The 12,383-nt window shown below is 70.2% G+C and carries 13 protein-coding genes; 7 read left to right on the forward strand and 6 right to left on the reverse strand.

Annotated elements, in window-relative coordinates:
- Positions 1–92 precede the first annotated feature (92 nt).
- Positions 93–1,055 carry an arabinan endo-1,5-alpha-L-arabinosidase gene (locus OHB00_RS16470; RefSeq protein ID WP_406435604.1) on the reverse strand — a complete coding sequence of 321 codons (963 nt, stop codon included), beginning with the start codon at positions 1,053–1,055 and terminating at the stop codon, positions 93–95.
- Positions 1,056–1,257: 202 nt separating this feature from the next.
- Between OHB00_RS16470 and OHB00_RS16475 the strand changes: the two genes are divergently transcribed.
- Positions 1,258–2,016 (forward strand): intradiol ring-cleavage dioxygenase, encoded by a 759-nt coding sequence (locus tag OHB00_RS16475; RefSeq protein ID WP_406435606.1) that lies wholly within the window; start codon positions 1,258–1,260, stop codon positions 2,014–2,016.
- Positions 2,017–2,054: 38 nt separating this feature from the next.
- Here the strand turns inward: OHB00_RS16475 and OHB00_RS16480 are convergent, their stop codons facing one another.
- Positions 2,055–2,519 carry an ATP-binding protein gene (locus OHB00_RS16480; RefSeq protein ID WP_406435608.1) on the reverse strand — a complete coding sequence of 155 codons (465 nt, stop codon included), beginning with the start codon at positions 2,517–2,519 and terminating at the stop codon, positions 2,055–2,057.
- Between the two features lie 121 nt (positions 2,520–2,640).
- Here OHB00_RS16480 and OHB00_RS16485 point away from each other — a divergent pair, with 121 nt between their 5' ends.
- From OHB00_RS16485 to OHB00_RS16495, 3 genes are all read left to right on the forward strand, one after another.
- Positions 2,641–3,471: a Scr1 family TA system antitoxin-like transcriptional regulator gene (locus tag OHB00_RS16485; RefSeq protein WP_406435610.1), complete on the forward strand. Its 831-nt coding sequence runs from the start codon at positions 2,641–2,643 to the stop codon at positions 3,469–3,471.
- Positions 3,468–3,710, forward strand: a complete 243-nt coding sequence (locus tag OHB00_RS16490) for a DUF397 domain-containing protein (RefSeq protein ID WP_406435612.1) — start codon at positions 3,468–3,470, stop codon at positions 3,708–3,710. Before OHB00_RS16485 ends, OHB00_RS16490 begins: the two co-directional genes overlap by 4 nt.
- Before the next feature lie 159 nt (positions 3,711–3,869).
- Complete coding sequence (locus OHB00_RS16495) at positions 3,870–4,382, forward strand: hypothetical protein (protein ID WP_406435614.1); 513 nt, start codon at positions 3,870–3,872, stop codon at positions 4,380–4,382.
- Here OHB00_RS16495 and OHB00_RS16500 read toward each other — a convergent pair.
- On the reverse strand, positions 4,379–4,849 hold the full coding sequence (locus tag OHB00_RS16500) for a pyridoxamine 5'-phosphate oxidase family protein (protein WP_406435615.1): 471 nt from the start codon (positions 4,847–4,849) through the stop codon (positions 4,379–4,381). The two genes, OHB00_RS16495 and OHB00_RS16500, sit on opposite strands and share 4 nt — an antisense overlap.
- Positions 4,850–4,999: 150 nt before the next feature.
- Positions 5,000–5,437 carry a VOC family protein gene (locus OHB00_RS16505; RefSeq protein ID WP_406435617.1) on the reverse strand — a complete coding sequence of 146 codons (438 nt, stop codon included), beginning with the start codon at positions 5,435–5,437 and terminating at the stop codon, positions 5,000–5,002.
- Between the two features lie 63 nt (positions 5,438–5,500).
- Here OHB00_RS16505 and OHB00_RS16510 point away from each other — a divergent pair, with 63 nt between their 5' ends.
- Positions 5,501–6,487 (forward strand): GlxA family transcriptional regulator, encoded by a 987-nt coding sequence (locus OHB00_RS16510; protein ID WP_406435619.1) that lies wholly within the window; start codon positions 5,501–5,503, stop codon positions 6,485–6,487.
- Positions 6,488–6,580: 93 nt separating this feature from the next.
- Here OHB00_RS16510 and OHB00_RS16515 read toward each other — a convergent pair whose 3' ends face one another.
- Positions 6,581–7,240, reverse strand: coding sequence for a DUF4360 domain-containing protein (locus tag OHB00_RS16515; protein ID WP_406435621.1), 660 nt, complete (start codon positions 7,238–7,240; stop codon positions 6,581–6,583).
- A gap of 273 nt (positions 7,241–7,513) precedes the next feature.
- Between OHB00_RS16515 and OHB00_RS16520 the strand changes: the two genes are divergently transcribed.
- Positions 7,514–8,710, forward strand: a complete 1,197-nt coding sequence (locus OHB00_RS16520; protein ID WP_406435623.1) for a PQQ-binding-like beta-propeller repeat protein — start codon at positions 7,514–7,516, stop codon at positions 8,708–8,710.
- Positions 8,711–8,867: 157 nt separating this feature from the next.
- Here OHB00_RS16520 and OHB00_RS16525 read toward each other — a convergent pair whose 3' ends face one another.
- The gene (locus OHB00_RS16525) at positions 8,868–9,326 is read right to left on the reverse strand and encodes an RrF2 family transcriptional regulator (protein WP_406435625.1); all 459 of its coding nucleotides are present in this window, start codon (positions 9,324–9,326) and stop codon (positions 8,868–8,870) included.
- Positions 9,327–9,399: 73 nt separating this feature from the next.
- On the opposite strand from OHB00_RS16525, the gene OHB00_RS16530 reads away from it, so the two are divergent.
- Complete coding sequence (locus OHB00_RS16530) at positions 9,400–12,381, forward strand: beta-galactosidase (RefSeq protein ID WP_406435627.1); 2,982 nt, start codon at positions 9,400–9,402, stop codon at positions 12,379–12,381.
- Positions 12,382–12,383: the final 2 nt, after the last annotated feature.

The following is a 12,383-nucleotide window of genomic DNA, read 5'->3' on the forward strand; positions in this document are numbered from 1 at the left end:
CGGAGTACGGGGACGCTATCAACGCGGACTGTGCCCCCGGGGAAACGCGGGCTGCCGGGGACGCTTCGTCCGGGCGACGTCCAGGTGACGTCTCAGTACGCCACCGGCCAGCCCGAGCTCCAGTCCAGCAGGTTGACGCCCAGCTTCGGGGTCCCGCCGTCGTTGCCGTCGTAGTAGTGGTAGACGATCAGGTCGCCGTCGACGTCGTTCATGACGGACTCGCCGCCGGGTCCGATGACGCTCCCGTGCGACTCCAGGACCGCCGTGCCGCCGTTGTTCGTCATCGCCACCCCGCTCTTGTCGTAGTAGGGCCCGGTGACCGACGTGGCCCGCCCCACCTTGACCTTGTACGTCGAGCTGGTGCCCTGGCAGCACAGGTCGTAGGAGGCGAAGAGGTAGTAGTAGCCGTCGCGTTCGACGATGTACGGCGCCTCGACCGCCTTGCTGCCGGTGGGGCGCGCGGCGAGGGAGTAGCGGGTGGTGTTGCCCATGTACTGCTTCCCGGTCGACGGGTCGATGCGGATCATCTTGATGCCCGTCCACCAGCTGCCGAACGACAGCCACCACGTGCCGTCGTCGTCGACGAAGAGGTTGGGGTCGATGGCGTTGTAGTCGCTGGCGGAGTTCGACGTGTAGACGATGCCGTAGTCCGTCCAGGAGCCGGGCAGGCCGGTGGTGGAACTGGCCAATCCGATGGCCGACGTGTTGGAGCCGAAGGTGGAGACGGCGTAGTACATCAGGTACTTGCCGCCGTGGTAGGAGATGTCCGGCGCCCACGCCTCCGTGGCGTACGCCGACCACCAGCCCGGCTTCGTGGTGAACGCGTCGGAGCCCGCCGTGAAGGCGACGCGGTCGGTGGAGGTCTTGTAGGCCAGGCCGCCGCCGGTGGAGTAGAGCAGGTAGCGGCCGGCGGAGGTGCGGATCATCGTCGGGTCGTGGACGACGACGTCACCGGTGACCGTCCCCGGGTTGGGGTAGGCCGACGCGCTCGTCGGGACCAGAGCGAGCAGGATCGCGGCGGGGAGGGCGAGGAGCGCGGTGCGGGTGCGGGGCACGCTGGGCCTCCTTGTGATGTTGTTCGAGATGTCGAATGACGATCGTCAATTCGGACGGACCGTAGAATCGAATCGGTTTGCCGTCAACGGTTCTCGCACGCATCACACGGCGACCCACCTGGCTCAACACATGACTTGACGAGTTCCCACTTTGCGAAACTGACAGCTTGCCGACAGGCGCCGTCCCTACGGTGCCGTGTCCATGACAGACACCTCAGATGGCGCCCGCTCCGTCGGCCGCCGTACCGTACTCGTCGCCACCGGGACGACCGCCGCCGCCCTGGCCGTGGGCGCAGCGATCTCGACCGAGGCCCCTGCGGCAGCCGCCGCCCCCGACCTCCAGCCGGCCGCCGCGGCAGCGGTCTGCACGCTCACGGAGGAGATGACCGAAGGCCCCTACTACCTCGACGGGGCGCTGGTCCGCTCCAACATCACCGAGGGCAAGTCAGGCGTCACCCTCAACCTCGCCCTCACCGTCGTCAACTCCGCCTGCACGGTGATCCCCAACGCGCTGGTGGAGGTCTGGCACTGCGACGCGCTCGGCGAGTACTCCGGGTACGTCGGCAACAACGGCCACAACGAGTCCGACGACGGCACCTTCCTGCGCGGCGGTGTCCTCACCAACTCCAGCGGCGTCGCCAACATCACCACGATCTATCCGGGTTGGTACCGGGGCCGGTGCGTCCACATCCACGTGAAGGTCCACACGGGCGTCACCCTGACCTCCGACGGCTCCTTCACCGGCGGTTCCACCCTGCACACGGGCCAGCTCTTCATCGACGAGACCATCACCACGGCGGTCGCCAAGGTCTCGCCCTACTCGACCAACACGGTCACCCGCACCACGCTCGCCCAGGACGGGATCTACGACGACGGAGGCGCCTCCTCGGGCCTCATGACCGTCACCGGCTCCACGTCCGCCGGCTACACCGGCACCCTCACCCTGGGCGTCTCGACCTGACGCCCCCGGGCCCCGGGGCACGCACCCCGGGGCCCCGCTCAGGGGCTGCGACGAAGCGGCAGGTCCACCTCGGCCCGTACGGTCTTGCCCGGTGCGCCGTCGCAGCCCCGCTCCAGCACCTCCCACCGATCGGCCAGCGCGTCCACGAGCACGAGCCCGCGCCCTCCGGCGTCCAGCGGCCCCGGCGGCCGTACGTCCCTGGGGCCGGGCGGCCGCCGTTCGGCCCGGGTGTCGGTGACCTCGACCCGCACGCTCCCCGTCACCAGCGAGAGCCTCAGCTCGAAGTCCCGCCCTGGCACCCGGCCGTGCGTCACGGCGTTGGCGGCCAGCTCCGCGACGATCACCGAAACCTTGTCGATCACCTCCGCCGCCGCGAACCGGCCACCCCACGCGTGGAGTTGCGCCACGGCGAGATGCCGTGCGAGCCGGGCACCACGCGGGGTGCAACTCAGCCGCAGGGCGAGTGTTCGACTGACGGTGACGGTGGTGGGGGGTGCGTCCATGCCCCCAATCTGCCGCCCGGAAAGGCTGGTTCTCCAGGTGAGAGCCGCGTACGCCGCACCCGCGTACACGGTCACCGACTGGACCATACTGGTCACTCGCCGTCACCATGAGGGGCGGGAGGTGGCCTACGTGGGCGATGGGGTGGAGCCGGAGTCGTCGGACAGTCTGCGGACCTTCGGCGCGGTGGTCCAGGCGTTGCGCGAGCACGCGGGGCTGAGCAGGGAGGAGTTCGGCGAGCGGGTGCGGTTCTCGAAACACACGGTGGCGTCGGTGGAGCTGGGCCGCCGCATGCCGGACGAGTCCTTCGTGGAGGCGGCGGAGGAAGCCCTGGGCAACACGGGGGCCTTACGGCGGGCGGCGGGTCATGTGGCTCGGCAGCCGGGGTTGGCGGCCTGGTTTCGGCGGTGGGCGCAACTGGAGCAGGTGGCCATCACGCTCTATACCTACGAGTGCAGGATGGTCCCGGGCCTGCTGCAAACGGAGGCGTACGCACGAACACTGTTCACGGGTCAGCTGCCGCCGCTGGACGACGAGCAGATCGAGGCTCGATGGGCAGCACGAGCTGAACGTCAGGAGTTGCTGCGGAACATGCCGAACACGGCGTTCGGCTTCATCCTGGAAGAGCACCTGATTCGGCGTCGCACGGGGGGCGTTGACGTCACACACGAGCTTATCGATCACTTGCTGGAGATCGCAGAGCTGCGCAACGTGGAAATTCAGGTCATGCCGACGGTCCAGGAGTCACATGCGGGACTCGCAGGCCCCATCCAGCTCTTGGAATCCCCCGAGAACAAGTGGTTCGCCTACTGTGAGGGACAGCGAGGCGGCCTACTGGTCCCCGACCCAAAAGAGGTCAGCATTCTCCAACGGCGCTATGCCAGGATGCGCTCACAGGCTCTTACGCTGGAAGACTCCCGGAGCCTGTTGCAGCGGATGCGAGGGGACTTATGAGCACCACCAACCCGGCTTGGTTCAAGAGCAGCTACAGCAGCGCTTCCGGCGACGACTGCATCGAAGTCGCCCTCTCCTGGCACAAGTCGAGCTACAGCAGCAGCGGCGACGGCGACTGCGTAGAGGTCGCCACCTGCCCCACCGCCATCCACATCCGCGACTCCAAGAACCGCCAGGGCCCCCAACTCGCCCTCTCCCCCGCCGCCTGGGCCGGTTTCCTCACGCACACCGGGCGGTGACGACCGTCGCATACCGGTCCGATCTCACTCACACATCGCCCGGATGGCGAAGCGGCCAAGGGGGCGCAAAGAACCCACACCCCTCCCCCACCCAACCTCCACATAGCGGAACGGCGTGATTGGATCCCGGTACTGCGCACCCACCGGGGGGATCCAGCCATGTCCAGACGCCTTTTCGCCGTGTTCCTGGCGCTGAGCGCCGCCGCCCTCACCTCGTGCTCCGACGGCGGGGGTACGGCCCTGGAGGGCGACGCGAAGCACGGCAATCTCGTCGGGTACGAGCACACCCAGGTCGGCAAGGAGTACTGGGTGACCATGCCGCAGATGGAGAACACGTCGGGGAAGCCGCTCACCGTCCTCAGCGGGAAGATCGCGCATGTGCCGGCCGGGCTGCGGATCTCGGGTTACCGGGTTGCCAGCGACGGCACCGGACCTCACCCCATGGGGGTGACACTCGTAGGCGTCACGGACGACCATGCCCTCGCCCACAAGGGCAGCTCGTTCCGGATCCCGGCGCACACCCTGTCGCACCTGTACTACGAGGCCCGGGTCAAGGTGACCGGCGCCGTACACGGTGACCTGACCACCTGCCACTACGCGTACCGGCAGGGCTCCACCACGTACAACCAGGACATCGGCTGCGACACCCGGCTCCGCCTCGGCAAGCCCTAAACCACCCACTTCCCGTCGCGCATCAGGGTCCGTCCGGCCAACTCGGGCACGGTTCCCCATGCCTGCAGCACCTGCGGGGTGACCTGGAAGAAGACATACGACGGGTGGTCCTCGCGAGGGTCCCAGCCGTCCTTGGCGGCGAAGGCGTCGCCCACCTCTTCCGGAAGCTCCTCGCGGGTCAGCATGCGCGCGGTGCCGTGCATCAGGACCACGTCGCGGGTAGGGCCGAAGGAGAGCCGGACCCGGCCCGACGCACAGAGGTTGCGCCCGGTCGGGTTGGTGTCGCGGGTGGACAGCCACACGCTCTCGCCGTCCCACCAGAAGGCCAGCGGAACGAGGCACGGCTCGCCGGCGCTGTCGGCGGTGGCGACCCATACGTCGTTGTCCCGCGCGAGCCGTTCCAGGGCCTCTTGCTTGCGCTGTTCCGGGCTTCGGGGCCCGCCGGGGCGAGAGTCAACTGATGCCATGCGGCGAGGCTATGACGTGAAGCACCCGGTCACATCCGGCGGCGGGACTAGGACGGAAGACGGAGTGCCGTACTCCTTCGGACCCGGCAACCCGATACGGCCTGGTCATGCGCCGCGGGGTCGAAGCCCTCGGGTGCCCGAAGGCAGTCGTCAGTTCTTCTTCAGCTCCTCGGCGAGCATCACGAGGATGCCGCTGGGACCGCGGACGTACGTGAGCTTGTAGATGTCCTCGTAGGTCGCCACACCGCGCAGCGGACGGCATCCGTGCTTCGCGGCCGTCTCAAGGGCCTTGTCGATGTCGTCGACCGAGAAGGCGACGCGATGCATGCCGATCTCGTTGGGACGAGTGGGCTCCGTCTCGATCGCCTCGGGGTGGATGTACTCGAAGAGCTCAAGACGGCCGTGACCGTCCGGCGTCTGGAGCATCGCGATCTTGGCGTGATTGCCGTCAAGGCCGACGGCGGTGTCGGTCCACTCGCCGCTGACCGTGTCTCGGCCGACGACCGTGAGGCCGAGGTCGGTGAAGAAGGAGATCGCCGCTTCGAGGTCGCGAACGGCGATGCCGACGTTCTCAAGTCTGATGGCCATGCGTCGCATGCTAACGAGCCGGGCCGACATGGCGTGATGTACGGCAAGCGATAGAATCGTGCCATGTCCGACGTCATCGACTTCCTGCCCGCCCGCCCTCACCGGGTCGTCGTCCTCGCTCTCGACGGGGTCTACCCCTTCGAGCTGGGCATCCCGAACCGGGTCTTCCCCTGCGTGCCCGGCGCCTATGACGTGGTGACCTGTGCGACGACCGACAGCCGCACGGTGGCGACCAGCGCCGACTTCACGGTCACCGTCGGGCACGGGCCCGAGGCGCTGGAGAGTGCGGACACCGTGGTCGTGCCGCCGTACGACATGACGCGGATCACCGATGAGCTGCCCGAGCCGGTCGCCGGCGCGCTGGCGCGGATCCGGCCCGGGACCCGGATCGTCTCCATCTGCACGGGGGCGTTCGCGCTCGCGGCGGCCGGGATGCTGGACGGGCGGCCGGCGACCACGCACTGGGCCCTGGCGCCGCGGTTCCGGCGGATGTTCCCGCACGTCGCCCTGGACCCGGACGTGCTGTTCATCGACGACGGTGACGTGCTGACCTCGGCGGGCGCGGCCTCCGGTGTCGACGTGTGCCTGCACATCGTGCGCTCCGACCACGGCAGCGCGGTCGCCAACAGCGTGGCCCGGCAGTGCGTCGTACCGCCGTGGCGGGACGGCGGCCAGGCGCAGTACATCGAGCAGCCGGTACCGGAGGAAGGTGCCACCGGTACGGCCACCACCCGGGCCTGGGCCCTGGAGCACCTGGACCGTCCGCTCGCCCTTGAGGAGCTGGCGGCGCACGCCCGGATGAGCCGGCGCACCTTCGCCCGCCGGTTCCAGGAGGAGACCGGGACCAGCCCGGGGCGCTGGCTGATCCAGCAGCGGGTACGGCGGGCCCGCGACCTCCTGGAGACCAGCGAGCTGCCGGTCGACCGCATCGCGGCCGAGGTCGGCTTCGCCACGGGCACCTCACTGCGACAGCACCTGCACGCGGCGATCGGCGTCTCCCCGCAGGCGTACCGGAACACCTTCCGTGCCACGGCGGCGAGCAGAGCCTGAGCGGGCAGCGCCTGAGCGGGCGTCTCGCCCCGGCGCGAGGTCCCGTCACCGGGACGCGTCGCACCGGGGCGAGCTGAAGCCGGGCCGGTGGGGCTACTTGCCGGGGCACTCCTTCCAGGCCAGGTGGTAGATGGTGCTGATGTCGCCGTCGGTGGAGTCCATGGTCATGAAGCTGACCTTGCCCGGGTTGGCGGTCCCCGCGGTCACCCGCAGCTCGGTGTTGATGTTGAAGTTGCGCTGGACTCCGCAGGGCGCCCAGACCAGCTGGGCCCAGTCGGTGGTGTCGGTGGCCTGCCAGTTGTCGTCGTACGGTCCGCTGAAGGGATGGCTCGCGGCGGCCGTGTTCGACGAGCCCTGGAAGTAGTACGACGCGCGCTGGGTGCCGGTGGCGCCCGGCTGGAGGGACGCGAAGCCCCGGTAGTCGGCGCTGGCGATGGCGTACGTGAAGCCCTGCGGAACGTGGACGACCAGGTTGAGCTGGCAGTTGCGGCGGAAGACGGTCGGGTCGGAGTTGCCGCCCGCCTGGGCGAGGTAGGCGCTGTAGGTGACGGTGAAGGCCTCGTTGTCCTCGGACACGGCGACGGCGGTGGTCCCTTGCGGGCACCCGGAGCCGTTCACCGTGGCGACGTTGATGACGATCTTGTCCGGCGGCGGGTCGTCGAAGACGGGCGACGACGAGGCCTGGGCCTGAGCGGGCAGCCCGGCGGTGAGCAGCGCGGCGAGCGCTCCGCCGAGCAGGAGTCCATGTCTCATGGTTTCTCCGGTTCGGTGATCGAGTGGGGGGTGACACCCACGGCCGTCCGGAACACCCTGTGGTTCACCATTGAAGAACCTGTGTGTTTCCTGTGAAGACCGGGGCGCTCGCATCGTAGGAACCCCCGTGCGAACCGGTCAGGGCGAACTCAGGCCATTCACAGCACCGGTTTTCACAGCGCCACCGGGGGCCGCGCACCACGGCCCGAGCAACTCCGATGTTTTTTCGCGATCTTGGGTGATATGGAGATCGCGAAACCATACATTCGAGCCATGCTACTCAGAGGCCTTCGCGCCAAGAACGCCCTGGAACTGCTCATCGCAGGCGCCTCGGGAGTGGGCTGCGCCGGCGCACTGATCGAGGTTCTCGCAGGGCAGTTGAGTCCGTGGTGGGTGCTGCTGCTCGTACCCTTGGGGATCTTCAACGCCATTGAGGTCCTGGGCTGGCTCGCCTACCGCCCGGTGACGGTGAAGCCGTACGTGCTCGACAGCGCGACGGACAACGGCGGGCGCGGCACGCTGCGGTGGCAGCTGGGCACCGGCGGGGCGCTGAAGGAGTCGTCCCCGGCGGTCGTCGACGGCACGGTGTACGTGGGCAGTTGGGACGGACACCTGTGGGCGGTGGACGCCGTGACCGGTACGGAACGCTGGCGGCTGCGCACCGAGGGGGTGGTGGCCGCGTCGCCGGTGGTCGTCGACGGCACGGTGTACATCGGCAGTTGGGACAAGAGCCTGTGGGCGGTGGACGCCGGATCGGGCCAGGTGCGGTGGCGGGTGCGCACCGACGGCATGGTGCGCACCACCCCGGTGCCGACCGACGGCATGATCCTCTTCGGCTCCAACGACGGCGTCTTCCGCGCGGTGGACGCCGGGTCGGGCGCGGCCCGGTGGCAGGCCGGCACCGGTGCCGTCCGCTCGGCGCCGGCCGTGGCGGGCGACTCGGTCTACGTCGGCTCCAACGACGGCGTCCTGTGGGCCCTGGACACCGCCACCGGCACGACACGGTGGCGGCTGCAGACGGCCAGCGGGCTGTGGTCGTCACCGGTCGTGGCCGACGGCGTCCTCTACGTCGGCAGCGCCGACCGGCACCTGTGGGCGGTGGACGCCGTCTCGGGGCAGGTGCGCTGGAAGATCCCCGGCGGCACCTGGGTGAAGGCCACGCCCGCGGTGGCTGACGGCACGGTCTACTTCAGCACCGTGGACGGCCTGCTGTGGGCGGTGGACGCCGCGACCGGGCAGCAACGCTGGCAGCGCAAGGTCGGCGTCAGTGTGCGCTGGGCCCCGGCGGTCGTGGACGGCACGCTCTACATCGGCACGAACGACAGCAGGCTGTGGGCGCTGGACGCGGTCTCGGGGGAGGTGCGCTGGCAGGCGCGCACCGGCAGCCCGGTCTTCGCCACCCCGGCGATCACCGACGGCCGACTGTACGTCGGCCTCCAGAACGGCCTGCTGCTGTGCGTCGACGCCTGACGGAGAACGCCGCGCGGAGCGGCCTGACGGAGAACGCCGCGCGGGAGCAGCCTGACGGAGAACGCCTGACCGAGTGGCCTGACGGAGTACGCCGGGCGGTGGGCCCCGGCCTACGGGTGCGACGGCCCGTGGGCGCGATGCCCGCGGACTCGGACGCCTACGGGTTCTCCCAGGCTGCCGGCTCCGCCGCCAGCGCCCGTACCGGCTCCGGCAGGGCGTCCGCCGCGATGTCGGCCACGGTGACGCCTTCGAGGATCTTGCGGACGTTGGCGCGCAGCGCGATCCACAGGGGCAGCAGCGGCTGGGCGGTGCCGGTGTAGGCAAGACCCGTGGGGCGTTCGCCGCGTACCGAGACGATCGGGCCGTCCACCGCGCGGATCAGGTCCGCCACGGTGATCGCGGTCGCTTCCCGCGCCAGCCGGTAGCCGCCGCCCCCGCCACGCCGGCTGTCGACGATCCCGGCGCGCCGGAGGTCACCCAGAATGCCCTCCAGGAACTTGTGCGGGATGTCCTGGGCACCGGCGATCTCCTCCGCCTTCACAGGGCCCTCCCCCTGCCGTACGGCGAGCTCCAGTACCGCCCGTACCGCGTAATCCGCTCGTGCCGAGATCCTCATGCGTCCATTGTGGGGCGTCCTCCCGTGGACAATGGCCGCACCCGCGCCCCGTAAGATCGCCCGGGAGGATCCCTTGGCGCTCAGCAGACGTACCTTCAGTGCCCTCGCCGGCTCGGCCGCGCTCGGTTTCGCCCTGGGCGGCAGCGGCGGCCCCGGGGCGCCCTCGGCGTTCGCGGCCCGCAGTGTGCCGACCGGCCCCCCACCGGCCGCGCCGAGCGCCGACGGCCTGCGGCACACCATCGGCTACGACCACCACTCCCTCGTCGTCGACGGCCGGCGGCTGGTCGTCTGGTCCGGCGAGATGCACCCCTTCCGCCTCCCGAGCCCGTCCCTGTGGCGGGACGTCCTGGAGAAGATGCGGGCGCACGGCTACAACACGGTCAGCATCTACGTGGCGTGGAACTACCACTCCCCCGCTCCCGGCACGTACGACTTCACCGGCGTCCGCGACCTGGACCTGTTCCTGCGCACCGCCGCCGAGACCGGCCTGTACGTCATCGTCCGCCCCGGCCCCTACATCAACGCCGAGGTCGACGCCGGCGGCTTCCCCGGCTGGCTCACCGCCACCGCGGGCGCCGCCCGCTCCACCGACCCGACCTACCTCTCCCACGTCGACGAGTGGCTGACGGCCGTCAACCGCATCGTCCGCCGTCACCAGCACACCGACGGCGGCGGCACCGTCCTCCTCTACCAGATCGAGAACGAGTACGACGGCCACGTCACGGACCCGACCGGCCCCGCCTACATGTCCCACCTCTACAAGAAGGTGCGGGCCGACGGCATCGACGTCCCCCTGTTCCACAACGACAAGGGCCGCAACGGCTACTGGATCCCCGGCTCCTTCGACACCGGCGGCGAGAGAGGCAGGTGGCTGTACGGCTTCGACGGCTACCCCTCGCCCTCCCAGACCCCGCCGGACTGGGGCGACTTCGGGATCGGCGGCCTCAAGGGCGGCGCGACCGCGAGCCCGCGCACACCCGGGTTCGTGCCGGAGTTCGGGGGCGGCTGGTTCGACCCGTGGGGCGGGGTCGAGTTCGGCGGCAAGGGGTACGCCGAGTCCCGGCGCACCCGGGACGCGGCCTACGAACGCCGCTTCTACCTCACCAACCTCGCCAACGGCCTCACCCTGCACAACGTCTACATGACCTACGGCGGCACCACCTGGGGCTGGCTGCCGGCGCCGGTCGTCTACACGTCGTACGACTACGGCGCGGCCATCGACGAGGCCCGCAACGTCACACCGAAGATCGCGCCGATGCACCAGCTCGGCCATCTCCTGCAGCGCGTCCCCGACTTCGCGAAACTGGACCGCGCGGCCGACGTCCACGTGACCGGGCTGGAGACGTACCACCTCACCAACCCCGACACCCAGGCCCACGTCTACGTCCTGCGCAACGACGGCGCCGACGAGGTCACCGCCACCCTCCGGACGGCCGCCGGCGACGACGTCGAGCTGACCGTCTCCGCCCACGACGCCCGGCTCGTCACCACCAACCTCTCCCTCGGCAGGCGGAAGCTGCGCTACTGCACCGCCCAGCCGATGTTCGTGCTCACCGCCGGCCGCCAGGACGTCGCCCTGTTCACCGGCCGCTACGGCGAGATGGCGCACCTGGTCCTTGACTGCCCGAGCGAGCCCTTCGTCCAGCGTCTCGACGCCGAGGCGGCCTGGGTCTACGACCAGGGCGTCCTGCACGTCACCGCACCGCTCGGGCAGGGCGGCCTGACCCGGGTCCTGGTCCAGCGCGGCGAGTCCGACACCCCGCTGCTCCTGCTCTTCGCCGACGACGCGACGTCCCTGCGGCTGTTCCCTTACGACACCCCCTCCGGCACGCTCCTCGTCTACGGCCCGGCGCTGCTGCGCCACGCGAAGCTCAGCGGGTCGGCCGTCGAGCTCACCGGGGACACCGTCGGCGCGACCGGCCTGGAGGTCTGGGGGCCCCGCGGAATCGCCTCGGTCACCTGGAACGGGCGGCCGGTGCAGACGCGGGTGAGCGTCTCGGAGAGCCTGGTCGCCCTGGCGGACATGCCGGGGGCGCCGCGGCCGGCGCTGCCGGTCCTCGCCGACTGGCGCCGGAGGACCGAGAACCCCGAGGCGGCGGCCGGCTTCGACGACTCCGCGTGGACGGTCGCCGACAAGAAGACGTCGTTCAGCACGACGGCCGTCCCGGCGGGTCAGCCGGTGCTCTTCGCCGACGACTACGGCTTCCACTACGGGGACGTCTGGTACCGGGGGCGGGTGGACGGCGACCTGTCGGACCTGGAGTCGCTCTCCCTCGCCTACAGCACGGGTACCCAGGGCATGCTGATGGCCTGGCTGGACGGGGTGCCGCTGGGCTCGCACCGGATGCCGGTGCCCGATGCGAAGACGGTACGGAAGGGCAGTTGGGCGGCCACGGCCGAGTTCTCCGCCGCCGGGCTGAAGAAGAAGCAGCGGAAGAAGCAGGGGCATGTGCTGTCCGTGCTGGTGCGGCGGATGCAGCACGACATGGACGGCGGGTCGCTGGACACCCACAAGGTGGCGCGCGGGCTGACCGCCGTCTCCTTCAAGGGGGTCTCGCCGAAGGTGAGCTGGCGGATCCAGGGGGCCGCTGCTCCGGATCCGGTGCGCGGGCCGCAGAACAACGGGGGGCTGTACGGGGAGCGGGAGGGGTGGCATCTGCCCGGGTTCGCGGACGGCGGCTGGGAGACGGTCTCGCTGCCCCGCTCCGACAAGGGGATGGGGGTCACCTGGTACCGGACCGGGTTCCGGATGTCCGTGCCGGGCGGGGTGGACGCGTCGGTGGGGCTGGTGCTGGAGGACGACCCGGGGCGGGCCTATCGGGTGCAGATCTTTCTGAACGGGTGGAATCTGGGGCAGTACGTGAACGATGTGGGGCCGCAGCATACGTTCGTGCTGCCGAACGGGATCTTGCGGACCCGGGGTTCCAACACGCTGGCGCTGGCTGTGCTTGCGGACGGAACGAGCGAGGTCGGGCCGGGGGTTGTGCGGCTTGAGTTGCTGGGGAGTGCGGCGGGGGGAGTTCCGGTGACTTCGGTGGTCTCCCCCGGCCGTTGACT

The sequence above is a fragment of the Streptomyces sp. NBC_00631 genome (assembly GCF_045206895.1).
In the GTDB taxonomy this organism is placed as follows: Bacteria; Actinomycetota; Actinomycetes; order Streptomycetales; family Streptomycetaceae; genus Streptomyces.